This window comes from Bradyrhizobium sp. AUGA SZCCT0105 (assembly GCF_018129565.1).
In the GTDB taxonomy this organism is placed as follows: domain Bacteria; phylum Pseudomonadota; class Alphaproteobacteria; order Rhizobiales; family Xanthobacteraceae; genus Bradyrhizobium.
Map to the genome: position 1 here is coordinate 698,329 of NZ_JAFCMK010000004.1, position 21,412 is coordinate 719,740.

23 protein-coding genes, 1 tRNA gene and 1 riboswitch are annotated in these 21,412 nt (G+C 63.9%); of the genes, 16 read left to right on the top strand and 8 right to left on the bottom strand.

The window, feature by feature from the left end; genetic code table 11:
* Positions 1-61 precede the first annotated feature (61 nt).
* Positions 62-2,743, top strand: coding sequence for a PAS domain S-box protein (locus JQ573_RS22860; protein WP_212309616.1), 2,682 nt, complete (start codon positions 62-64; stop codon positions 2,741-2,743).
* 143 nt (positions 2,744-2,886) lie between these two features.
* Here the strand turns inward: JQ573_RS22860 and JQ573_RS22865 are convergent, their stop codons facing one another.
* Complete coding sequence (locus JQ573_RS22865) at positions 2,887-3,237, bottom strand: GrlR family regulatory protein (RefSeq protein WP_092114933.1); 351 nt, start codon at positions 3,235-3,237, stop codon at positions 2,887-2,889.
* Positions 3,238-3,475: 238 nt separating this feature from the next.
* Here JQ573_RS22865 and JQ573_RS22870 point away from each other — a divergent pair, with 238 nt between their 5' ends.
* Positions 3,476-3,907: a hypothetical protein gene (locus JQ573_RS22870; RefSeq protein ID WP_249132102.1), complete on the top strand. Its 432-nt coding sequence runs from the start codon at positions 3,476-3,478 to the stop codon at positions 3,905-3,907.
* A 15-nt stretch (positions 3,908-3,922) separates the two neighbouring features.
* Here the strand turns inward: JQ573_RS22870 and JQ573_RS22875 are convergent, their stop codons facing one another.
* The gene (locus tag JQ573_RS22875; RefSeq protein ID WP_212310717.1) at positions 3,923-4,306 is read right to left on the bottom strand and encodes a VOC family protein; all 384 of its coding nucleotides are present in this window, start codon (positions 4,304-4,306) and stop codon (positions 3,923-3,925) included.
* A 384-nt stretch (positions 4,307-4,690) separates the two neighbouring features.
* On the opposite strand from JQ573_RS22875, the gene JQ573_RS22880 reads away from it, so the two are divergent.
* Positions 4,691-5,197: a hypothetical protein gene (locus JQ573_RS22880; protein ID WP_212309615.1), complete on the top strand. Its 507-nt coding sequence runs from the start codon at positions 4,691-4,693 to the stop codon at positions 5,195-5,197.
* 216 nt (positions 5,198-5,413) lie between these two features.
* A complete protein-coding gene (locus tag JQ573_RS22885) occupies positions 5,414-5,932 on the top strand; it encodes a hypothetical protein (protein WP_212309614.1) in 519 nt (172 codons plus the stop codon).
* A 124-nt stretch (positions 5,933-6,056) separates the two neighbouring features.
* On the opposite strand, the gene JQ573_RS22890 is transcribed toward JQ573_RS22885, so the two are convergent.
* Positions 6,057-6,473, bottom strand: a complete 417-nt coding sequence (locus JQ573_RS22890) for a hypothetical protein (RefSeq protein ID WP_212309613.1) — start codon at positions 6,471-6,473, stop codon at positions 6,057-6,059.
* Between the two features lie 217 nt (positions 6,474-6,690).
* Positions 6,691-6,770: riboswitch (ZMP/ZTP riboswitch) on the top strand.
* A gap of 15 nt (positions 6,771-6,785) precedes the next feature.
* Between JQ573_RS22890 and JQ573_RS22895 the strand changes: the two genes are divergently transcribed.
* The 6 genes from JQ573_RS22895 (at position 6,786) to JQ573_RS40635 (ending at position 10,365) form a co-directional block, all read left to right on the top strand.
* Positions 6,786-7,649 carry a bifunctional 5,10-methylenetetrahydrofolate dehydrogenase/5,10-methenyltetrahydrofolate cyclohydrolase gene (locus JQ573_RS22895; protein ID WP_212309612.1) on the top strand — a complete coding sequence of 288 codons (864 nt, stop codon included), beginning with the start codon at positions 6,786-6,788 and terminating at the stop codon, positions 7,647-7,649.
* Between the two features lie 150 nt (positions 7,650-7,799).
* Positions 7,800-8,252 (top strand): MaoC/PaaZ C-terminal domain-containing protein, encoded by a 453-nt coding sequence (locus JQ573_RS22900; protein ID WP_212309611.1) that lies wholly within the window; start codon positions 7,800-7,802, stop codon positions 8,250-8,252.
* A 151-nt stretch (positions 8,253-8,403) separates the two neighbouring features.
* Positions 8,404-8,826, top strand: a complete 423-nt coding sequence (locus JQ573_RS22905; RefSeq protein ID WP_212309610.1) for a zinc-ribbon domain containing protein — start codon at positions 8,404-8,406, stop codon at positions 8,824-8,826.
* 203 nt (positions 8,827-9,029) lie between these two features.
* Entirely contained in the window at positions 9,030-9,323 is a 294-nt protein-coding gene (locus JQ573_RS22910) for a hypothetical protein (RefSeq protein WP_095735203.1), read from the top strand.
* A 136-nt stretch (positions 9,324-9,459) separates the two neighbouring features.
* Positions 9,460-9,831 (top strand): hypothetical protein, encoded by a 372-nt coding sequence (locus JQ573_RS22915; protein ID WP_212309609.1) that lies wholly within the window; start codon positions 9,460-9,462, stop codon positions 9,829-9,831.
* 402 nt (positions 9,832-10,233) lie between these two features.
* The gene (locus JQ573_RS40635) at positions 10,234-10,365 is read left to right on the top strand and encodes a hypothetical protein (protein WP_283815099.1); all 132 of its coding nucleotides are present in this window, start codon (positions 10,234-10,236) and stop codon (positions 10,363-10,365) included.
* A 63-nt stretch (positions 10,366-10,428) separates the two neighbouring features.
* Here JQ573_RS40635 and JQ573_RS22920 read toward each other — a convergent pair whose 3' ends face one another.
* Complete coding sequence (locus tag JQ573_RS22920) at positions 10,429-11,574, bottom strand: alkane 1-monooxygenase (protein WP_207830186.1); 1,146 nt, start codon at positions 11,572-11,574, stop codon at positions 10,429-10,431.
* Between the two features lie 205 nt (positions 11,575-11,779).
* On the opposite strand from JQ573_RS22920, the gene JQ573_RS22925 reads away from it, so the two are divergent.
* Positions 11,780-12,760 carry an AraC family transcriptional regulator gene (locus tag JQ573_RS22925; RefSeq protein ID WP_212309608.1) on the top strand — a complete coding sequence of 327 codons (981 nt, stop codon included), beginning with the start codon at positions 11,780-11,782 and terminating at the stop codon, positions 12,758-12,760.
* Here JQ573_RS22925 and JQ573_RS22930 read toward each other — a convergent pair.
* Positions 12,757-13,491, bottom strand: a complete 735-nt coding sequence (locus JQ573_RS22930) for a sterol desaturase family protein (RefSeq protein ID WP_212309607.1) — start codon at positions 13,489-13,491, stop codon at positions 12,757-12,759. The genes JQ573_RS22925 and JQ573_RS22930 overlap by 4 nt on opposite strands.
* Before the next feature lie 646 nt (positions 13,492-14,137).
* Here JQ573_RS22930 and JQ573_RS22935 point away from each other — a divergent pair.
* Positions 14,138-14,473, top strand: coding sequence for a VanZ family protein (locus tag JQ573_RS22935; RefSeq protein ID WP_212309606.1), 336 nt, complete (start codon positions 14,138-14,140; stop codon positions 14,471-14,473).
* Between the two features lie 2,090 nt (positions 14,474-16,563).
* Here the strand turns inward: JQ573_RS22935 and JQ573_RS22940 are convergent.
* Both JQ573_RS22940 and JQ573_RS22945 read right to left on the bottom strand, forming a co-directional pair.
* Positions 16,564-16,640, bottom strand: a tRNA-Arg gene (locus JQ573_RS22940).
* A gap of 85 nt (positions 16,641-16,725) precedes the next feature.
* Positions 16,726-17,010, bottom strand: a complete 285-nt coding sequence (locus tag JQ573_RS22945) for a hypothetical protein (protein WP_212309605.1) — start codon at positions 17,008-17,010, stop codon at positions 16,726-16,728.
* Between the two features lie 222 nt (positions 17,011-17,232).
* On the opposite strand from JQ573_RS22945, the gene JQ573_RS22950 reads away from it, so the two are divergent.
* Both JQ573_RS22950 and JQ573_RS40640 read left to right on the top strand, forming a co-directional pair.
* Entirely contained in the window at positions 17,233-17,679 is a 447-nt protein-coding gene (locus tag JQ573_RS22950; RefSeq protein WP_021080599.1) for a hypothetical protein, read from the top strand.
* A gap of 234 nt (positions 17,680-17,913) precedes the next feature.
* Complete coding sequence (locus JQ573_RS40640) at positions 17,914-18,036, top strand: hypothetical protein (RefSeq protein WP_256459054.1); 123 nt, start codon at positions 17,914-17,916, stop codon at positions 18,034-18,036.
* Between the two features lie 322 nt (positions 18,037-18,358).
* On the opposite strand, the gene JQ573_RS22955 is transcribed toward JQ573_RS40640, so the two are convergent.
* Positions 18,359-19,168, bottom strand: coding sequence for a helix-turn-helix domain-containing protein (locus tag JQ573_RS22955; RefSeq protein ID WP_212309604.1), 810 nt, complete (start codon positions 19,166-19,168; stop codon positions 18,359-18,361).
* 135 nt (positions 19,169-19,303) lie between these two features.
* On the opposite strand from JQ573_RS22955, the gene JQ573_RS22960 reads away from it, so the two are divergent.
* Positions 19,304-20,488, top strand: coding sequence for an MFS transporter (locus JQ573_RS22960; RefSeq protein WP_212309603.1), 1,185 nt, complete (start codon positions 19,304-19,306; stop codon positions 20,486-20,488).
* Positions 20,489-20,632: 144 nt separating this feature from the next.
* Positions 20,633-21,007 (top strand): hypothetical protein, encoded by a 375-nt coding sequence (locus JQ573_RS22965; protein ID WP_249132107.1) that lies wholly within the window; start codon positions 20,633-20,635, stop codon positions 21,005-21,007.
* Positions 21,008-21,412 lie beyond the last annotated feature (405 nt).

Below are 21,412 nucleotides of genomic sequence, written 5' to 3' on the forward strand. Positions count from 1 at the left end.
GTTTCCCCAAAGCCCGTAATTTCCCGTATATTGGGGTGCATTGGACCCCGGCCTTGATGACATGACCGCTGAATTGCCGCCGAATTCGCAAGCGCCGCGTGCGTTCTCCCTCTCCATTGGCCAGCTCACGTTCGGCAGCTTCCTGCTGGTGCTGGCTGTGATCATCATCACGTCCACGGCCAGCGTGATCGCGATCCGGCACATCGATACGACCTTCGCCGAGCTGCAGCGGCTGCAAAGCGTCGGCGACATCGCCGAGGATATCGATCGTCGCACCAACGAGCTGCGGCTGGCGGCGCGGGACTTCGTCACCGAGCCCGGAAACCAGTCGGCCCAGGTCGCAGAGGCGGCCCAGTCGCTGAGCGAGATCCTGAAGAAGACCCGGATCGAGCTGGCGCCCGAGCAGCAGGACATGATCGACGGCGTCACCCAGCGGCTGGCGACCTATCGCAGCGGGATCGAGCGCATCTCGGCGCTGCTCAGCCGCCGTGCCGAGATCGTCGCCGGGCTGCCGCCGCTGCGCGATGCGTTCGACAAGGCGGTCGCCGCGAGTGATGATGCGGCGCTGGCCAATACGCTGTCGCAGGCGCAGAGCCGCATTGCCACCGCGCTCCTGGCGCACAACACGTCGGCCGCCGAGCAGGCCGCGCAAAGCATGCGGGCGATGACCATCGCCGAACCCGCCCTGCGCGGCGCGGTCGACAATTATGCCGAGGCGATCAGCGCGATTTCGGTGCGCGAGGGCCAGATCGCCGACATCGACCGCGAGGTGCTCGGCGCCGAAGGCCGCCTGATCCAGAAGGTCACCGAGCTGCTGCGCGAGCTCAGCTCTCGCCGCGGCCATGTGCTGTCGCGCGATTTCGCGCGCACGCTGGCTGAGGCAAAATGGCAGAGCATCGTGCTCGGCACGGCGGGGGTGCTGATCGGCCTGTTCGCTTCGGTGCTGGTGGTTCGCCGCACCGTTCGCCCGCTCGCCAGGATCGCCGGATCGATCCGCAAGGTCGCGGGCGGCGAGAAGAGCGCGTTCATTCCGGGCGCCGACCTCGACAACGAGATCGGCGACATCGCGCGCGCCGCCGAAGTGTTCCGCCAGACCCTGGTCGACGCCGACAGCGCGCGCGAGGCGGCACTGCGCGCGCTTGCCGAGCAGCGGCTCGCCGAGGAGAGCTACCACAAGCTGTTCGAGGCATCGGTCGACGGCATCTACGTCACGACGCCGGGCGGCGCGCTGCTCAACGCCAATCCGGCGCTGGCGCGGATGATGGGCTATGCCACGCCGCAGGACCTGATCAACGGTATCGGCGATATCGCCTCCACCGTCTATGTCGATCCGGCGGCGCGGGAGCAGTACCAGCAGCTGATGCGGCGCGACGGCACGGTGCGCGACTACGAGTATCAGGTGCGCTCGCGCGACGGCACCGTGCTGTGGCTGTCCGATTCCGCGACCGTCGTACGCAACGACGAGGGCGAGGTGGTCCGCTACGAGGGCACGGTGCGCGACATCACCGACCAGAAGCGCGCCGAGGATGCCATCGCCGAAGGCCGCCGGCTGTTGCAGATGGTCATCGACACGGTGCCCGCCGTCATCAACGTCAAGGAACGCAACCTGCGCTACGTGCTGATGAACCGCTACATGGCGGGCATCTTCGGCATCGAGCCGCAGGACGCGATCGGCCAGACCACCGCCGAGCTGATGTCGCGCTACGGCGCAGCCAAGACCGACGAGAACGACAAGCGCGTGCTGTCGGCGCGCCGCGAGCTTGGTTTTTATGAGGAAGAGTATAAGGACGCAGCCGGCAACATGCGGCAATGGCTCGTCAACAAGCTGCCGATCCTCGATGCCCAGGGTGACATCGAGAACATCGTCACGGTCGCGCTCGACATTGGCGAGCGCAAGCGCTCCGAACAGGAGATGCGCAAGGCGAGGGATTCCGCCGAGGCTGCGCTGCGCAACCTGCGGGAAACCCAGAATTCGCTGATCGAGGCCGAGAAGCTCGCCGCGCTCGGCCGCCTGGTCGCCGGTGTCGCCCATGAGGTCAACAATCCCGTCGGCATCAGCCTCACGGTGGCCTCCGCGCTGGAGCGCAAGACCGCAAACTTCGCGACCCAGGTCGAGCGCGGCGACCTGCGCCGCTCGAGCCTCAACGACTTCCTGAACACCGCGCGGGATGCCTCCTCGCAGCTGGTCGCCAATCTGAACCGCGCCGCGGAGCTGATCCAGTCGTTCAAGCAGGTCGCCGCCGACCGCAATTATTCGGACCAGCGCACCTTCGATCTCGGCGATCTAACCGAGCAGGTGGTGATGAGTCTGCGGCCCGGCCTGCGCAAGCACAATCTGACGCTCAACGTCGATTGCGAGCCGAACCTGATCATGAATTCCTATCCCGGACCGTATGGCCAGGTGCTGACCAACCTGTTCCTCAACGCGGTCGCGCATGCGTTCCCGGACGGCAAGGCCGGCGAGGTCGAGATCCAGGTGCACGCCTCCGGCAACGACTATGTCGAGGTGATCTTCGCCGACAATGGCTGCGGCATGAGCCTCGACGTGCGCCGCCGCGCCTTCGATCCATTCTTCACGACGCGGCGCGATCAGGGCGGCACCGGGCTCGGGCTGCACATCGTCTACAGCATCATCACCAACCGCCTCGGCGGCCGGCTCTCGCTCGAGTCCGCACCGGGCAACGGCACCCGCATCCAGATGATCCTGCCGCGCGTCGCGCCGCTGGAGCAGGCGGCGGAGTAGGCCGCGCGCTCTGATCCGTCATCCCGGAGCGCGCTCTTGCGCGCGTCTCGAAGGATCGACGGCCGCTAGCGGGGCCGTGCATCCTTCGAGACGCCGCTTTGCGGCTCCTCAGGATGACGGGACTAAGACCATGGTTTCGATCCCTAGTTGATATCCGCGAGCTTGTGCAGCGTCGCGCCGAAGATCAGGCTCGCCTTGCCGACCAGCGCGGTTCCACTCATTGTGCCGCGGGTGTCGGTGAAGGTGCCGGAGACGCCGATGCCGACCGGCGCGGGCCCGCCGAACAGCGGGTTGTCGGTCTCGCGCGGCGTGGTATGGCGTTGCACGAGAACCTCGCCCTTGAACGCGTCACCCTTCACCGTGTAGCTGCCGGTGTAATAGAGATAGGCATCGCCGCCGAGAATTTGCCCGTCGCGGAAAAGAATCACTCCGCTGCCCTTGCCGACGCGTCCGTCCAGCAGTGTGACGTGGATTGAGTACAGCCCGTTTTTCATAACGTCCCATGTACCGGCTGCCGCGCCCGCAGCAATCCGGATTGGTTTTTTATGCCAAAGCGAGCAACCTCGTGCAATGCGGCAGGTTGATTCCGGGGGTGTCCGGAGTGACCGTGAACCCTCGGTTCCTGCCAGTCGGTGTGACGGCGCGATGACAGCGGACCGTGCGCGCGAATCGAACTGGCCCGCGAAATGCATAGCTCTGGTTGCACTGGCCGGTGAGTGCTGGAGCGAACACATGTCGGACTGGATTGATTCGGGCGGCCGATTGGCGCGTCCTCGCAATGCCAATGGAACTTGGGCCCATCGTGTGGGCCGTGTGATGGTGTCTCTCGGGCTGATGATGCTGGTGTTGGCGGCGGCCGTACAAATCGCGCGGGCGCGCGATCCCGACGGCCGTTACGCCAATTCGCCGCTCAAGGAATGGTTCGACGGTCTGCGCAGCGGCAAGGGGCCATGCTGCTCGGATGCCGACGGCAGCGCGGTCAGCGACGTCGATTGGGAATCGAAGGACGGGCATTACCGCGTGCGTCTCGACGGAGCCTGGGTCGACGTCCCCGACGAGGCTGTGGTCACCGAGCCCAACCGGGTCGGCCGCGCCATGGTCTGGCCGATCAAGAGCTACATGGGCGTGACGATCCGCTGCTTCATGCCCGGCAGCATGACGTAGCGGATCGGTCGTCGCTCACACGTATTTCTGGTCGCGCTCGAGCAGCTCGATCGAGATGCCCTGCGGGCCGCGTATGAAGCAGATCCGCACGCCGGGGCGGATCGTGGTCGGCTCCTTGGTGAACTCGACGCCTTTGGCCTTGATCTCGGCCGCGACCGCGTCGATGTCCTTCACGGTCAGGCCGAAATGATCGAGCCCCTGATACGGCGTCACCGGCGGGGCGTTGACGCCGTCGCCTTGCGTCACCTCCGCGATGAACACCTTGGCGCCGCCGAGCTGGACGTCGATGCGGCCGGGGCCGCGGATGATCTCGCCGCCCAGAATGTCGCGCAGCCAGGTCGCGGTGGCCTCGGGATCGGGACTGCGCAGATGGACGTGGTCCCAGGTGACGACAGGCATTGCGGTCTCCTTGTTGTTCTCGCGCCGCTCGGGTGCGCGGCACTCGCTCTCGGGCGGCGCAAATCTAGCGAGCGGCCGTTTGGGATACCATCCCTCCGTGATGCCGGCCGCAAGATTGTCGTCCCGGAATGAAACCATTCCGGCCGCCAGCGATTGTTCTCGCGTGGCCGCTCGACCTGCGGCCGTCCCGGATGCCGCACGCTGCGATGCCTGCGGCTTCCTTGCTGGGTGGCGGCTTGATCGGGCGTCGAGGGTGAGGGCACGACGATGCGGATCGGCTTGGCGTCGTTTCGAAGGTTTGCCGCCGGGCGTCTCGGTGAGGGCGGCTTCTACGCCAGCCTGCTGCTGTCGATCATCGCGGTCGCCGGAATTGCGGCGTGGTTCATGCTCCCCGAGCCGAGCGATGCCGGAGACCAGGATATCTGGCCGTTGTCTTCCGTGCAGGATGCATCGACCGGGGCGCAGCCCGGCCAAATCACAAATCAAGCTGCAAAGGATGCGCCAGCCGCACCGGCAGGTGAGCCGGCCACGGTCGGCGTGGCCACCGCCGCGCAGCAGGCCGAGGCGGCCAAAGCGTCCGGGCCGGGTACCGAAGGATCGCCGCTGGACCGGCTGCGGATCGCCTCGCAATCCTGGCGGCGCGGCGGGCTGGGTTCGAAGGTGCTGGTCACCCTGACGCTGCGCAATGCCAATGATTTCGCGGTGAAGGATATCGAGATCGCCTGCACCTTCATCCGTAGCGACGGCAGCCCCGTGACCGAACGCAAGCGGCTGATCCCGGACACCATCGCCATGAAAAGCCGCAAGACCTACCCGCGGATGCTGATCGGGTTCGTAAACGTTAACGCAAACAAGGCGAAATGCACGGTCGCGACCGCCAGCCGCGCCTGAACCCTGCATCCCGAAAAAGTGACCAGGAATTGACTTGCCGGGTGAACCGCAATGGCCAGGCAGGAACTAACTAATAAGCCGACCGTTAGAGAACGACCCGGGAGCGCGGATAGCGTCTGCCCGGGTGATCATGCGCAGACGATGAATTCGTTGCGCGATGACAGATGTCGTCGCGTCGAGTTGAACCGCGCCCGTAGCGCGGGGGGAGCTACCAAAATGCCTGTGGCGCGTTATTTCCTGTTCGTTGGTGGCGTGCTGCTCGCGCTGCTCTTCGCCGTCAATGCCATCGTACCGCAGGAGGCTGTGGTCGCCAGCCAGGGTCTATCGTCGCCCGGCGTCGACAACAAGACCATGGTACGCATCAAGTCGACCCAGAAACTGCCGGAGCGGGTGGTGTACGACACCAACCTGCCGACCATCGTTCCGTCGCAGGTGAACGCGGTTGCCGCAGCGACCCCGGCGGCTGTCAGCGATGCGTCGGCGCAGGCCCGCGTCCGTGACACGTTCGCACAGTTCATTCCGCCGGAGAAGGCTGACGCGCGCAAGGGGCCGGTCGTGGCCGAGGCGAAGCCGGCCGAGCAGCCGGTGCAGGCGCTGAAGAAGCGCAAGATTGCGCGTAGCCATACCCATTCCCAGCAGCCGATGCGGCTGGCCCAGCCCGGCATGTATCAGCCCTACCGTGTCGCGCAACAGCAGCCACGCATGGGCTTCTTCGGCGGCTTCGGTACCTGGTAGGCAGGGACACGGGGCAACCGGCAATCGATAAGCCGCCGCAAACGCTTGCGGCGGCATTTTCATGTTCGCGATGTCAGCCAGGTAAAACCGGTTGCGGGAAGGCGCCCCGGGCGGCCGGAACCGGTTAGCGCGGCAGGCGCGGAATCTTGTCGGCGAAGCCGTTGTAACAGGTCAGCCGCTCGTCCTCTTCCTTGACGAACCGGCATTCGGCGACGCCCTTGGCAGGGGCGGCCTTCGGCTTGGGCTGCGGCTTGAAGATCTCGTCGTAGCACATCAACCGCTCCTTGGTGGCGTCGTCGATGTCCTGGCAGGCCTGGAGCTTCTGCGCGACCGATTGCGGCTTGCCGGGTGCTGCGGCCTTCTCGCCCTTCTTGGCCGCCGATTTCTTGCCGACCTGGACCAGCGGCTTGTCGCCGACCATCGGCTGCGCGGCCGCCGCCGGCTTGTCGGCGGCGGGGGGTGGGGTGGTGGCTGGAGCGGTGCCTTGAGCAAGCGCGGCAGCCGGGCAGAGGAGCGCCAGCGCGAGGATGATATGTCTCATGGTGAAAATGTCCGAAGTGGCGTGATGACCGGAAGGATGGCGCCGGGGATCGGAAAAGCCCGGCAAGCGCCGAGGCTTATCGCAAGTTCTGCCCGAATCCTACCCCCGGAGGGGCCCCGCCCGGCACCGATCCACTGGCAAAAACAGGGGCAATTCGTCGCCGGGTCGGCCGCAAGCGTGCGTGATTTGCGTTTGCCGGGCCGGGCGGCTATGAGGACGCCATCTGCGCGACTGGCGCTTGGATGGACCACCATCGGGGAGCGCAGAGACTGAACGCCGCGCGCCTGGGCACCGCTTCGAAACGGAGGTGCCATGACGGCGAACATTCTTGATGGGCATGCACATGCCCAAATTGTCATCGACAAGGTTGCGAGCGAACTGGACCGGCTGCCCCGCGCGCCCGGGCTTACGGTCGTGCTGGTTGGCTGTGACCCGGCGAGCCAAATTTACGTACAGAGCAAGGTCAGGATGGCCGAGCGGCTTGGCCTGCGCGGCGAGGTCGAACGCCTGCCGGATGACGCCAGCGAGGCCGATCTGCTCGCCAGGATCGACGCGCTCAACGCACGTGACGATATCGACGGCATCCTGATCCAGCTGCCGCTGCCGGCGCACATCGACGCCTTGCGCGTGATGGCGGCGGTCGATCCTGCCAAGGATGTCGACGGCTTGCACGCGCTGAACGCAGGCCGGCTGTTTCACGGCGACGATGCCTTGGTGCCGTGCACGCCGCTCGGCTGTCTCCGGCTGATCAAGTCGATCCGGCCAGATCTCACCGGCGCTCATGCCGTGGTGATCGGCAGCTCCAACATTGTGGGCAAGCCGATGGCCGCGCTGTTGCTGCAGGAGCAGGCGACCGTGACGCAAACCCACATCCACACCCGCGGCATCAGCAAGATCTGCCGTCAGGCCGATATCCTGGTCAGCGCGGTGGGGAAGGCTGGCCTTGTGCGCGGCGACTGGATCAAGCCGCAGGCCATCGTCATCGACGTCGGCACCACGCGCGTCGAGAAGCCGGACGGCGGCTACGCGGTGTGCGGCGACGTCTCCTTCGACGAAGCGGTGCAGGTCGCCGGCGCGATCACGCCGGTGCCGCGCGGCGTTGGCCCGATGACAATCGCCTGCCTGATGGAGAACACGGTGAAGGCGGCAAAGGCGAGGGCGGCCCGGCTGCAATAGCAGCGGTATGCTTGCAGCAAGACGCGGGCGGCGGGTGCGGCTCGCGTCGCTGCCTCGCGCCCGGAGACCTGCGCGCGAAGTTCTTGACGTCGGAGGTAATGGAAAGCCCGCAGCATTGGTCTATCGTCGCGCGACAGACGGAGACGCGCGATGCTGTATGCGGAAGATCTCACCGAAGGCCAGACATTCCAGCTCGGCACCTACACGATCGGCGAAGCCGAGATCCTGGAGTTCGCCGGGAAATATGATCCGGTGCCGATCCATACCGATCCCGTCGCGGCCGCGGCGGGCCCGTTCGGCGGCCTGATCGCAAGCGGCTTCAATACCATCGCGATCTATCAACGGCTCGTCGTGGAGGCGATCTGGACCAAGGTGGCGGGCATCGTCGGGCGGAGCTTCGAGATCCGCTTGCCGAGCCCGGTCCGCCCGGGCGCCACGCTCACCGGCCAATCCCGGATCCAGAAAATCACCATCAGGCCGGAGCGACGCGACGCCATCGTGATTTTCAAGACCGAGCTCGTCAACGACGAGCAGCGTCCCGTACTTGTCCTGGTTCTCGATGCACTGATCCGCATGCGGCCGGCGGAGCAGGGGCAGACTTAACCTCCGCCCGGATCAATCTGGCCGCCCGGCACTGCTGCGGCTACCATGGCAAGCCTGCGCTGACCTGCAGCCTGTCAGTGACATCGTCCTGATGTGGCCGGGCTGCCGGGCGGCAAGTTCGTCGATACGGTGCAAGCCGGATGGTATGGGCGTGAAGCGCAGCAAGCAGACGCGGGGCGAGATCGAAGCCAAACAGCGCAAGGCTGAGGAATGGCGTCGCACGCTGGCGCAACGCGCCGCCGAACGGCAGCGCCTGCGCGACTACAAGATCGCGCTGGCGCGCGACGAGGTTGCGGTGGTCACGAGCCAGCTCGCGCCCTCGAACAGCTATTCGACTCCAGATTTCGTCGAACGCGGAACCTATCGGCCCGAGCCGTTCGTCTGCAAGGATTGCGGCGTTGCCGAGGTGTGGACGCCGTTGCAGCAGAAATGGTGGTACGAGACCGCCAAGGGCGACGTGTTCACCAAGGCCGTGCGCTGCCGGGCCTGCCGCACCAGGGCGCGCGCACGCAAGACCGCTGCGCGCCGCGTGCATCTGGAAGGGCTCGCCAGGAAGAAGCCTTCCGCCACGTAGAGAGTGGGCACGCCCAGCGTCGTGCCACGCGTCACATAGCGATGGATCTGGAACCCGCGCGCACGCGGTCAATGCGTCGCGTCTGCGGAACGTTTCGTTGCCTGATCGGTTCGAGACTTCGAAGCCCCCGGCGAGGGGTGCGGGCGGGGAGGAACCAGCCAGGGAAACATCCAAGGCCGGAACCAACAAAGAAGGAACAGCGGATGAAGCTCAATTCCACGCAAGTCAAGCAGACCATGACGCAACTTAACGCTCAGGTGCTTCCGGATGATCATCCGGCGGTGGCGCAGCTGAACAGCGTGTTCGGCGAGCACACATTCTTCGTCGACACCAGTGGCCTCAAGGTCCTCGAACCTGCCCAGAGCTCCGACATGCCGGGGCAGACCGGCGAGGTGGTGAGCCTTGCCGAGTGGAGCGATCCGGAGCTGACGTCGCTGCGGCCGCACGAGCCCGAACCGACCGGCGTGCTCATCACGCTTGAACCCAGCAAGCACTAGGAGTGTTTTCGCGATCGGCCTTGTTGATGGCGACAGTCTCCAACGTCACATCAAGAGGTGCCGAAAGTCACATGGCAAATCAGCGCCGCCTGCGTATGCATCGGTTCGAGATGGGTATCCAGGCGGTGAGGGCCAGATGGGGATCGTGCGGCGCTGGAGCTCTGACGAGGACGAGAAACTCAGAGAACTCGCCAGGGCCGGCAAGAACGCTCTCGAGATCAGCAACGAACTGACCCGCAGCGCTTCGGCCGTGCGCCGGCGCGCCGAGGTGCTGTCGGTCCTCATCATGGCCAAGGCGTTTCGCGCGCGCCCCTCGCATGTCGCCACCCATCTCGAGCGGGTCGCGATTGATGCGATCCGCAATCGCCGGCCGTTTCCCGCGGGTGTCGGCCCTAGCACCATTGCTGGAATGATCGAGAAGGGCTGGATCCTGCCGGAGATCGGACGGAAATATCGCGTGACCGATGCCGGCGTGGAGGCGGTGCGTCGGAAGATCCCGAGTGGGTGAAAGCGGGCGGCCGCAAGACATGCCGTGGACGGACGCGGTCAGCGGCGGGATGCAAGATTCTCCGCCCGGGAAGCGCGCTCGCGCCATATCCGGCTTGGCGCGCGCACAACGCGTCCGGCATTTCCTCCTGTATGGAAATCGGCTGCTGCTGGGGCGGCATGTTCATCCTGGTTACGAAGTGGCTGAGGAACAGCGGCGCCGATCTCAAGACCGTGATCGCACTCGATCCGATCGCGCCGACGCCCTTCATCTCGACCTATTTCGATCTGTTGCAGGAGCAGGCCGGCATCGAGCCGGTCTATCTCCAGGCTTATTCGACTTCACCGCTGGTGGGTGCGCATGTCGACCGGCTGAAGCCCCGACCTCGTCTTCATCGACGGGGATCACAGCCTGCGCGGCACGATGCAGGATCATCTGCTGGTGTGCTCCGACGCCTCTGCGGCCGCGATGTTCCACGGCGGCAAGGGCGAGAACAAGGCCCCGTATCTGGTCTATCGCTTCAAGCCGCTGGCTGCAGGCTACGTCTCGCGTTGACCGCGCATCGACTGTATTGACGACGATTGCCCGGCCTGCTCGCAGGCCGGGCAAGACCTGCAATCACGCATTCACCGGCCGGTCGCCCAGATTGAGCTTGCTCTTGTCGCCGCCGGCCCACGCCAGTGTCTTCGGGTCCATCACACGGAACCAGAGCGGCGGGATCGCAGCCAGGCCGAACATGCCGGTGTAGCCGTTCGGGAGCCGCGGGATGTCGTCGAAATCGCGCAGCGACTGGTAGGGGCGCATCGGGTTGGCGTGGTGATCGGAGTGACGTTGCAGATGGAACGTCATCAGGTTCGAGACGATGTGGTTGGTGTTCCAGGAGTGGCGCGGCTCGACCGCCTGGTAGCGGCCGTTCGGCAGCTTCTCGCGCAGCAATCCGTAATGCTCGACATAATTGGCCTGGGTCAGCGCATACCAGCCGAGGAAATGATGCGCGACGATGAACGGCGCGACCTTCCAGCCGAACAGCGCAATCAGAATCGCCGCGACGACGAGCGTCAGCGCAAAGCCCTGCAGGATCTCGTTGTTGACCGACCAGACCGGCTCGCCGCGCCGGGTCAGCCGCTCGGCCTCATTGCGCCAGCCGCGCTTGAAGGCGCCCGGCAGCTCGCGGGTGGCAAATGCATAGATCGATTCACCGAATCGCGCGCTGGCGGGATCTTCGGGGGTCGCGACCCAGGTGTGATGGCCGCGATTATGCTCGACGCGGAAATGGGCGTAGCCCACCGCGCAGTTGGCGAGCATGCCGAACAAGATGTTAAGCCGATCAGCCTTGTGGCCGAGCTCGTGCCCGATCAGAAGCGCACCGCCATTGATGGTGCCGACGCCGAGCAGCAAAGCGACATACGACCACCACGGCAGCTCCTGCGTGCCGAAGAAGGCGATCAGGGCGACGTAGTTGATCCATGGAAATACCACGGTGATGCGCGCCAGCCGCAGATAATAGGGATCGGCCTCCATCGCGGCGACCACTTCCGCCGGCGGATTGTGGGTGTCCTCACCGAACAGGACATCGAGCAGCGGGATCAGGATGAAGATGAAGACGAACGGAATCAGCGTCACCAGCGGATTGTGCGTCCGCAGGAAGAGCCAGTAGGACAACAGCGGGATCAGCGGCGGGATGAACGAGAGCATCCACAGATAGCGCTTGCCGTCCCGGTAGGTGATCGTTTCGCCAGCGGCATTGGTGCCCGTGAAGATCATCGCATTTCCTCCAGCATCTCTTGTCGAGGCGGCGTTCGCCGTTATTGGGCTCAGGATGCCGCGAGGCGGGCCTGCGCCGCCAGTTCCCAACAGGCCAATTTTGTGGCATTTTGCGCCAAGCCTGTTCCATCAGGTCCGTCCGGCTGGACGCTCGCGAGGGAGGGGCGCCAAGGCAATGCAGGGATCGGAGGCCGATGTCCTTCGCATGCCGGTGTCCGTGAGCTATGCGCGGGCGCTGGTGCGGGCGTTTGGCAAGACGCGGGGCGAACGCGACGAGCTGCTGCAGGGCACTGCAATCGAGCAGGACGTGCTCGACCAGCCCGGCGCTCACATGCCGGTGTCGTCGCTGGTGATCCTCGCCGCCAACATCACCCGCCGGCATGGCGAGCTGTGGCCGCTGTCGGCCGCGGCGGTCTGGTCGACATCGCTGCAAGGCGCGCTCGATGTCGCGACCAGGACGGCGCCGACCATCGCGGATGCCCTCAACACCGGCGCGCGCTTCGGGTCGACCCGCGCGCCCTTCATCCGCAACCGGCTGCGCACAACGCCGCGCTCGATCCAGATTGAGATCTCTCCTGCGGTCGCCATGGAGGGCGCGCTGTGGCGCGCCGTGGCGCTGGCGGTCAGCCTCAACGTGCACGCGGTCTATGCGCAGCTGCTCGAGGATGCGATCGACCAGGCGACCTTGCAGTTTCCCTGGCCGCCGCCTGCCGGCGCGGAGGGGCTGATGCAGCATTATTCCTGCGCGGTGAAGTTCAACGCCGCCGCCTTCATCTTCGACGTGCCGAAGCAGCTATGCGCGCGGCCTTCGCCGTTTGCCGATCCGGAATTGCACGCCAAGGCGATCGAAGCGCTCGAGGAAATCGAGAAGCCGCGCTCCGACACCGCGGCGCTGGCGCGGATCGTCGAGAGCCTGATTGCGGCGCGGCTGCCGCAGCGCCTCGGCGAGGAGGAAGCCGCGCGCCTCGTCGGCACCTCGCGCCGGACGCTGGTGCGGCGGCTGGCGGAGGCGGGCTGCGCCTTCCGGCCGCTGCTCGACGGCGTGCTGCGGGAGCGCGCCCGGACAATGCTCACTGCCGATACACAGTCGCGCGACGAGATGGCGGCCGCGCTCGGCTACACCGACGCGACGAGCTTCAGCCGCGCCTGCCGGCGCTGGTTCGGGGAGAAGAGCTTGCGCGGCTAGCTCAGCGGCGCGCTTTGGCGCGGCTGTGCAGGCTTTCCACCGTTCGACAGAGGTTGGATGGCTGACGGATCGTCGCGCTTGCGCTTCGCGGTCCACGCGACAAACGGGTAGGCCAGGAGCGCCAGGTAGCTGGAGGGCATTGGATGATCGACGCCGAATGCCTTCGGATTTTGCCCCTTCGGAAGGTAGGTGCTCCCGAACAGCACGTCGTAGAAGGAGAACAGCCCGGCGAAGTTCTTGTCCCTGGCTGCCGTCTCGCTGCTGTGGTGCCAGTGATGAAATTCCGGCGACACCAGGACGTGGCGCAGCGGTCCATGGTTCAGGCGGACATTGGCGTGAACCAGCCAGGCCTGCCAGTAGTAGACGAGCAGGTAGGCCCCGATCGCTTCGATGGAGAAGCCGAGCGCGTAAACCGGAAACAGCGCGCCGTGCGTCCAGTAGACGCCGAGGTCGGCGATCTGGATCACAAGGGGCACTTGAACCAGATACGGAAGATCGCCGATCGCCTGCGTTACTGCCGCAGGCAGGATCGATTGATTGACAAGGATGGCCGCCGTCATGATGGCGATCACGCCGGCCAGCACCAGCCCGGCGTTGATGAACGGGAAGGCCATGTCGGTCAGCAGGCCACGCCTGAAAATCTTCTGAGGCCTCGCGGCGAACAATCGCTCGAAAGGCACGAAGATCAAAACCACCAGCAAACGCTGCGTCAGTCCAAATAAATCGCGCATTCAAATCGCCGCCTGATAATGGCGCCTATCACCTCGGCTCCCAACAGCGTCAATAGGAAGGAAAGCCCAAGCCCAAGGAGCGTTAAGCGGGAGCGTTAATCGGCCCGGTTCGCATCAACTCAAAAAGTCGTTTGACCTCGCTCAACCGCAACTTGGTGCCGGCCTGCATGTCGGCCGCAAACTGGCGGGCGACCTCCCGCCGGATCTCGATCGGCTTTCGGGGCTTTCGTCGATAGTTGCGGGTGAGTGGTGAAAGTTGTTGTGGCTCGCCACAAGACCAGCCGTGCCAGACCTATCTGCCGGTCAATGCATGAAAGCCACGATCAGCGCAATCGTGACCAAGACGTATGTGCTGGTAACGGTGATGCCCAGGTATAAACGCTCCATAACGGCCTCGCTGCTTTCAAGGTGAGGTGCCGCCCCCTCGTTGTTCATCGTAGCGCTTGTCGCGCACCGAGAAGTTGGAATTTCGACTTACGGGGGCTCTACGGGAAAGCCATCGGGATTAGTCCTTGCGGGCGACCCGGTTTTGCGCCGATCCCGCCTGTCGCTGACACGCGCGATGGGCTAATTCAGCGACGGTGCATCCCGGGCACCGCGACTTGGAAATTGTTGCTTGCTTGAATCAAGGATCAGGACGTTCGGAATGGTCATTGGCTGGCTAACGCTGGCCTTTATTGCGTTCGCCACACTGTCCCCGATCCGGGACCGTCCCTCGTTTGCTGCTGATCCGCACGTCGAGCATTTCGCCGCGTTCGCGGTGATGGCACTGGCCCTTGTGGTGGGTTATCCCCGGCGCGCCATGCTGGTCGTGCTCTTGGTCGTTTTCAGTGCGTTCACGCTCGAAGCAATGCAATTGCTAACCCCTGACCGGCACGGCCATCTGGCCGACGCAATCTTCAAGGTTGCAGGAGGCCTCGCCGGCATCGGAGCGGGCCAGCTTCTACTGCTGCTCGTTCTGCGCAAGCTGTCCGGTCGGTGACTTCAACCGGTGAACTTCGCGAACGGCCAAGCAGCTTCTCCAGGGGTCGAGAAAAGGCGCCTTGCTGAAGCGAGCATGACGGCCAGACGCTGACGGCCTCCGTTCAAATGAGGCATTCGTTCGGAGTTTGATGCCGCGTCGACGCTCTTCCTAGCTTCGTTTCAGACGAGCGATCCTTTTGTAGTCGATCCACAACTCGACGAATTCGTGCTCGTCCAAAAAACCCTCAGCTCGGCGCTTTGCCTCTTCGTCGTCACTGCAACGAAGTTCATACGTTGCGCGTGCGACGCCGGCCGGGTCCACTCCAAATGCCACGTAAGGTTTGCGTTCTTCAATCATCTTGTCCCCATGACCTAATGGCAGTCCGATTGACGCAGATTGGCGTCGGAAGATGTCATTGCAATCGATGAATCTCAAATAACGAAAGAGGCCGCTGGCCGCTGAACAGCGGCCTCCTGGACCCCGATTTCAAATGGACGTCTTGGAAATAAAATTGCCGCCGAAGGTCCGATATTAGTAGAGGGCAAATGCGCAACGCAGTGAAGTCCAAACACGCTCATCCACACAGGGAACTGTTGTGACGTTGCGAGCGCGACACACTTCTGTGACCTGGGAGCGATCTACATCGCCCGCGAATCTCGGTCAGAGCCCGAACGGATTATCGATTTCGTGCGCGCAACTACGATCATTACGCCGACAAAAGATCGCTAGAGCTTTTGCCGGCAATTTGGAATTGCGTTCGCGGTCAAATCTATCAGGATTTCGAGTGGCTCGTGCACGACGGTAGTCCGAACCGCGGAACCATGTTCGATGCAATCGGTGATCCGCGGGCCCGATATTTTCACGAGCCTGCGCCGATGACGATTGGAGCGAATCGGAGCGCACGAGGCGTTCGGCGTGTGTGTGCAAGTTCACAAAAGCATCGAATGCCAAGTGCTATACTTAAGAAGATATTACGTCGTTCATATTGCTGAGGGAGTTTGCGGTGAATTACACGGCACCGATACAGCCAAGGTTCCTCGTTCGAAAGGGAAGCACCGACTGGATGGTTTACGATCGACAACGCAAGGGGGCGGCCCAATTGAACGATTACAGTTTGGCTGAGAAACTGACGAAGGAGCAGGCCGAGCAGATTAGGCAGAGGCTGGCAACTTGGAACTCTCAGCCTACTTGGGCTGGCCCGAAACGCCCATCGCGAAGTTGATGACCTCGCCCACGTCCAGCCGAGTATCGACCTACCGAACCTTGTCGCGAAGCGTTTATCGATGCCCATGAGGACGGGGACGGGCGGCCCGAATATCTAGGGCCTGAGACACAGCGCTACGGCCATCTAGAAGCGCTTGCCACGGCGCCGCCGGACTTTCTCGCGAAGGGAGGGCCCTGCAGGTCCGGAGCTTGCTCGCCGATGTTGACCGCTTCGAGAACATCGCGTCCTCGCTTCGCTGAGGAGAAATGATTTGTCCCTGCGGCGCCTGTTATTCCAAGCGCTGGAGCCCTGAAGTTCCCAGTGCCGTCAATCCGGCAAACGCGACGGCAAATGACTGTCGCAGTGCATACACAGATTTTATGAAAGAGGAGCCGGCGCCAGGGCCCGTACGCCAGCTCCTCCGAAACGGAGACCGTAAGACGTTCCCCAAACCGGTCCCGTCCCTCTGAGAAGCCTGCGCCGACCGGCTTGCTGATTTGCTAACGGCCTCGCTCGGCTAGCCCTCGACCAGCGGCGAATGGATATCGTTTTCCGGCAGGTTGGGCGGGAGTAACCCTTAATGGCGTCGCTTAGGAGCGGAACGAGCGGTGGTGTCAGAGCTAGTCTGTCGGCTCCCGACCCTTACGCCCCCACCCGGTCGGGAGTTGACAGAATGGCGACCCCGGCGCGCCGTCCGCGTCGGGGTCGTTCCTCATTGTGCACATCGCATTTCAGAACAAGCGCCAATCCGCGCCCGGTTGCGCTCTTGTTGCGCGGAGTGATTTGAAGCGGATGGTAATGTCTCGATTTTGCTGGCAGCGAGTCGAACTTACTCGCAGCACGAAAACGATCATCTAGAACGAAACCGGTTCGTCCTAAACCATTGTACGATCGATGAAAACGCTGGCGCGCTCGGAGAGATTCGAACTCCCGACCCTCGGAATCGAAATCCGATGCTCTATCCAGCTGAGCTACGAGCGCGTTGCGGGTCGATTATCAGACTTGGGCTGCGGGGGCCAGCAGAGACGGCACGGCGTCCACGCCTCCCGCCGGCCTTGCTTTGAGCTCAGAAGCAGGGATGCCGGCGACGATCCTGGCCGATATAGGCAGCCGAGCTCTGGTAGCACTTGTTGGTCGACGGGCCGTCATAATAGGCGAAGCTGCCGGCGGCCGGGCCCGGGCCGTAATTGTGCAGATAGCTGATGTGGTAGGGCAGGCCCCAATGCGCGTGGTGGTGATGCCGGTGGTGGTGCGGGGTGACCGAGAGGTCGGCCGCTGCAGCCGGTGTGAGGGCCGGGATGGCCAGGGAAACGGTCACGGCGAGGGCGGCGAACAGCTTGGTCTTTGTCATTGGCGGCCTCCTGGCATTCACGCTGGAATCGGCTTCCGCAGCCGGTCCAAGATCCTCTGGCGCTTCATTTAACCCGGATTCCGGCCAAAAGCTGCGGGAAATCAGCCACAGCGCGCCAAATTTTGCCTTTTTGGGGATGCTTAACGGATTGCCAACACAGTCCGGCCAGAGTCTTGCGGTCAGGTCCGCCCGGGCCGCCTTTCCCTCGGTTTCGAACATTCCATGCGCATCACGCCCCTTGTTGCCTTGCTGCTCTCGGTTCTGGCGGTCACGCCAGCGCGAGCCGTTCTGCACATCACGCGCGACCATGGCGGCTATGTCGAGGAGTACAAGGCCAAGTACAAGCAGATCCGCGACCGCCGCGAACGCGTCGTGATCGACGGCATCTGCAATTCGGCCTGCACGCTGGTGTTCGGCATCGTGCCGCTGAACAAGATCTGCGTGACGCCGAAGGCCAGCATCGGCTTCCACCAAGCCTATTACGACAAGGCCTTCACCTTCGGCATCAAGGTCACCAGCCTCGAGGGCACCTCCGACCTGATGTCCTACTATCCCGACACGGTGAAGGACTGGATCCGCCGCAATGGCGGGCTCACCACCGAGATGAAGAAGATCAAGAACGGCGTCGATCTCTGGAAGATCGTCGATCCCTGTCCGGAAGAGTGGTAGGCGCGGACGCTCGCGCGCTCCGGACCTTCTTCCAGCGCGGCTTTGCCTGCTTGCCGCGTGCGGCCAATGCCCGCGATCCGAGACCCTGCGGTCAGAATTTGGAACCGGCAGCACGGGCCATTCGTTTTGCTCATGATGCGTTCATCCTCATGATGCGATTGTGGGTCCGAGCAGCGAGAGCGAGCCTCACCGCCAGAACGGACCGGCCTCAGCTCGCCCGCGCAGGAGGTTGTGATGGCAACCAGGTCCAATCTTTCGAAGGCTGAACTCGCCCGCGGCGTTGCCGGCGCCGCGTCAGCGTTGGTGCTGAGCGCGCTCGTGCTGTTCGTCGCCGCCCATCATCTGAGCGGCGGGTAGGCCGGATGGCGGATCCACCAAGCCAGTCATGAAAACAGGAAGGTCCCGATCAGGAGACCGGCCGCAAATGCCCAGAGTCCGAGGGTGCAGGCCGAGATGACCCGAACGAGATTGCGCAGATCCACGTCCTGCCAGCTGCTGTGGGATCGATACGTCAATTGCAGGCACCCCCTGCGGCGGCCGCCTTTGTTCTCCGCTGGGAACCCTGTTCCTCATAGATGCCCAAATGAAGGCAGCGGTCGGTTGCGCCAATCACGCGTTTGCGATCTCTAGGCGCCGGTCGGCGGCCTTCCTTGCCAGAAAGGACCGAAGCCGGAGCCCTTCACGCCGCGAAGGCCGAACCGCCGCCTTGCACGATGTCACTGAGATACTTCGCCGGCGGCTTGCCGAGTGCCTTCTTGAACATGGTGATGAACGCCGTGACGGATTCATAACCGAGCGCGGTCGAGACCTGCTGAACGCTTGCGCCGGCCGACAACTCACGCAACGCGACGATCAAATGCAGCTGCTGGCGCCAGCGGCCGAACGTCAGGCCGGTTTCGCTCAGGACGAGACGTGCGAGGCTGCTCTCGCTCATTGCCACACGGTTGGCCCATTCGGCCATCGTGCTGCGATCGGAGGGATCGTCGGCGAGATCAGCCGCGATCTGTCGCAGGCGCGGTTCGCCTGAGATCGGCAGATGCAGCTGCTGGACCGGCATTTGCGGCAATTCGTTCAGCAGCAATTGCGCGACGAGCGTCGCATCGCCGACATCGTGCTGCATGCGATCCGAAAGCGCGACGATAAGCTCGCGGAGCAGCGGCGAGATCGACAGCGTGCAGCAGCGGTCGGGCAGGTCGGCGGCCCCGGGCTCGATGAAAACGAAGAAGATCCGCGCATTGGCGGTTGCGATATTGGTGTGGCGGGTGCCGCCGGGGAGCCAGACGCCGCAATGCGGCGGCACCATCCACAGTCCGTTCGGAACGCGGCACATCACGCCGCCGCCGAGCGCAAACACCAGCTGTCCCTTGCGGTGCGCATGCTCGGCCGCCTCGACCTTGTTCGCGGTGATATCGAGGCGCACAGCAAGGGCCGGGGCCGCGACGTCATCCGGATCGAGGTCTGGCCAGGGATAGCGAAGCTCGAAACCCATAGCGAAGCTCAAAACCCATAGCTGTGCTGAAAACCCATCGCGTGACGGAATTTAGCGATCGATAGAGCAAATATGTAAATTCTTCCGGCAACCAAGTCGATAGTTTCCGCGCATGCAGACAGCCGGGAGCATGCGATGACGATGATTGCGCCGATGCGGACGTTGGGCGGGCAGGGGCTCCTGGTCGCGGGGATCCTGCTGATCGCCTCGGCGCTCCGTGCGCCCATCACCGGCGTGGCGCCGATGCTCGGCCTGATCCGCGAGAGCAGCGGGGTCAGCGCGGCAGAGGCGGGGATCCTGACGACGCTGCCCTTGCTTGCGTTCGCCGCGATCTCACCGGTTGCAGCCATCCTCGGGCGCAGATGCGGCATGGAGCGGTCGCTATTCGGCGCGCTGCTGGTCATTGCGGCCGGGATCGCGCTGCGCTCGTCCGGTCCGGTCTGGGCGCTGTTCGCCGGCACTGCCACCCTTGGTGCCGGGATCGCTGTCGCGAATGTCCTGCTGCCGAGCCTGCTCAAGCGGGACTTCCCGACCCGCATCGCCAGCCTGACGGGGGCCTACGCGATCACGTCCGCATTGGCGCAGGCGCTCGCATCTGTTGTGGCGATCCCGCTCGCCCTGTTGCCCGGATCGAACTGGCACCTTTCGCTTGCGAGCACACTGATCTTTCCGCTGGTGGCACTATTGGTCTGGGCACCGCAACTGGGGATGCACTCGGCTCCGGCGATCGAGCCTGGTTCATCGTCGCATCGCGGGCGCATCTGGCACTCGCCGCTCGCCTGGCAGGTCACCGGCTTTCTCGGCCTGACCTCGCTGGTGTTCTACATCATCGTCGGATGGCTGCCTGCCATTCTCGTGCAGGCAGGTTATTCAGCGGCGGCGGCGGGCACGTTGCACGGTGTGTCGCAATTGGCGACGGCGGTTCCCGGCTTGATCCTCGGTCCGATGGTCCGCCGCATGAAGGATCAGCGCGGCATCGCGATCGCGGTGTCGCTCGCGACCTGCGTCGCGCTGCTGGGATTGTGGCAGCTTCCGTCGCTTGCGATGGTGTGGGTCGCGCTGTTCGGCTTTGGAGCGGGAGCTGCCTTCATCCTCGGTCTGACATTCGTCAGCCTGCGAACTGCGCACAGCCATCAGGCGGCCGCGCTGTCAGGCATGGCGCAATGCCTCGGCTATACGCTAGCGGCTGCAGGCCCGCCGCTTGCCGGACTTGCCCACGATGCCACCGGAGGCTGGGAGGTTGCGCTCGTTTGCTGTGCCGTCGCGACCGCGTTGATGGCAGTCCTCGGCAATTTAGCCGGACGCGCGTCCACGATCTGATGCTTGCTGTGTGAGGACGTGCGGCCTGTCAATTCGGCTTCCGCACCGGCCGCATACCGGGGATGGCGGATGCCCGTCGGTTGTTTGCGATGAAGCCGCGCGCTACAGAGACGCTTGGCAAGCAAAAGCCCGGGGAAAGTGCCGTTGACGATATCCGCCAATACGCGCATCGTGATCGGATCGACGCTTTTTGCCCTGGCGTCGAGTGCATTGCTTTATCTGGTTCCGGCGAGCCCGATCGACAGACTTCTGCTGCGCGGCACATTTCACTTCTATCAGGGGCACGCGTTTCTCGTCCCCGTCAAATACGTGGATGGCGAGATCAAGACTGCCCGACTGTATGAAGATGACAAACTTCTCGGTCCCGCGAATACCACCCAGCAAGAGATCATCGACAAGGGCGCCGGCCGATTCGGACTTTACCGGGATCGCTGGGGCTATTTCGGACCGGCCTTGATGTTCTCGACGAGCGACAATACCGACCCGAACACGAACGGCAGGAAGTATCACCTCAGATGACGATCTGACCTGCGCCAGGTGCCGTCACGTGGTGCGTATCACGTCCAGTTCCTTCGAACGCTGGAGAAGAGCCGGCTGGTAAGGCGGGGAGGGATCGTCGTCGTCGTCAGGGATGGCGGCTGCATCCGACAAACACGCATGGCATCCTTGAGGACAAATGGTCGTGATTTGTAGCGAATAGGCGCGACAGTCTGCAGGGTCAGAGCGGTCTCAGGCGACAAAGCAACCCGGCGGAACGAGATGCAAAGCTCGGACAGATCATCTCGCGAGAATGCGAAGTGTGACTAACAGACGGTGCAACACGTTCAGTGTCGTCCCTGCGAAAGCAGGCAACTGTTATGTTGGTTTGGTCTGCAGGTACGGCTTCCGGTCTCGCATCATGGCATTGAGGACCGTGAGCAGCTT

Excerpts from the sequence above, each read along its gene's own strand:
- JQ573_RS22875 (WP_212310717.1), bottom strand. The coding sequence starts at position 4,306 with ATGCCTGTCGTCACCTGGGACCACGTCCATCTGCGCAGTCCCGATCCC.
- JQ573_RS40635 (WP_283815099.1), top strand. The coding sequence starts at position 10,234 with ATGCAGGATCATCTGCTGGTGTGCTCCGACGCCTCTGCGGCCGCGATG.
- JQ573_RS40640 (WP_256459054.1), top strand. The coding sequence starts at position 17,914 with ATGGCAACCAGGTCCAATCTTTCGAAGGCTGAACTCGCCCGCGGCGTT.
- JQ573_RS22915 (WP_212309609.1), top strand. The coding sequence starts at position 9,460 with ATGGGGATCGTGCGGCGCTGGAGCTCTGACGAGGACGAGAAACTCAGA.
- JQ573_RS22920 (WP_207830186.1), bottom strand. The coding sequence starts at position 11,574 with ATGATCTTCACGGGCACCAATGCCGCTGGCGAAACGATCACCTACCGG.
- JQ573_RS22930 (WP_212309607.1), bottom strand. The coding sequence starts at position 13,491 with ATGCGCGATTTATTTGGACTGACGCAGCGTTTGCTGGTGGTTTTGATC.
- JQ573_RS22880 (WP_212309615.1), top strand. The coding sequence starts at position 4,691 with ATGCTCCCCGAGCCGAGCGATGCCGGAGACCAGGATATCTGGCCGTTG.
- JQ573_RS22925 (WP_212309608.1), top strand. The coding sequence starts at position 11,780 with ATGCCGGTGTCCGTGAGCTATGCGCGGGCGCTGGTGCGGGCGTTTGGC.
- JQ573_RS22885 (WP_212309614.1), top strand. The coding sequence starts at position 5,414 with ATGCCTGTGGCGCGTTATTTCCTGTTCGTTGGTGGCGTGCTGCTCGCG.
- JQ573_RS22945 (WP_212309605.1), bottom strand. The coding sequence starts at position 17,010 with ATGACAAAGACCAAGCTGTTCGCCGCCCTCGCCGTGACCGTTTCCCTG.
- JQ573_RS22950 (WP_021080599.1), top strand. The coding sequence starts at position 17,233 with ATGCGCATCACGCCCCTTGTTGCCTTGCTGCTCTCGGTTCTGGCGGTC.
- JQ573_RS22865 (WP_092114933.1), bottom strand. The coding sequence starts at position 3,237 with ATGAAAAACGGGCTGTACTCAATCCACGTCACACTGCTGGACGGACGC.
- JQ573_RS22860 (WP_212309616.1), top strand. The coding sequence starts at position 62 with ATGACCGCTGAATTGCCGCCGAATTCGCAAGCGCCGCGTGCGTTCTCC.
- JQ573_RS22910 (WP_095735203.1), top strand. The coding sequence starts at position 9,030 with ATGAAGCTCAATTCCACGCAAGTCAAGCAGACCATGACGCAACTTAAC.
- JQ573_RS22890 (WP_212309613.1), bottom strand. The coding sequence starts at position 6,473 with ATGAGACATATCATCCTCGCGCTGGCGCTCCTCTGCCCGGCTGCCGCG.
- JQ573_RS22870 (WP_249132102.1), top strand. The coding sequence starts at position 3,476 with ATGTCGGACTGGATTGATTCGGGCGGCCGATTGGCGCGTCCTCGCAAT.
- JQ573_RS22935 (WP_212309606.1), top strand. The coding sequence starts at position 14,138 with ATGGTCATTGGCTGGCTAACGCTGGCCTTTATTGCGTTCGCCACACTG.
- JQ573_RS22895 (WP_212309612.1), top strand. The coding sequence starts at position 6,786 with ATGACGGCGAACATTCTTGATGGGCATGCACATGCCCAAATTGTCATC.
- JQ573_RS22900 (WP_212309611.1), top strand. The coding sequence starts at position 7,800 with ATGCTGTATGCGGAAGATCTCACCGAAGGCCAGACATTCCAGCTCGGC.
- JQ573_RS22960 (WP_212309603.1), top strand. The coding sequence starts at position 19,304 with ATGACGATGATTGCGCCGATGCGGACGTTGGGCGGGCAGGGGCTCCTG.
- JQ573_RS22955 (WP_212309604.1), bottom strand. The coding sequence starts at position 19,168 with ATGGGTTTCGAGCTTCGCTATCCCTGGCCAGACCTCGATCCGGATGAC.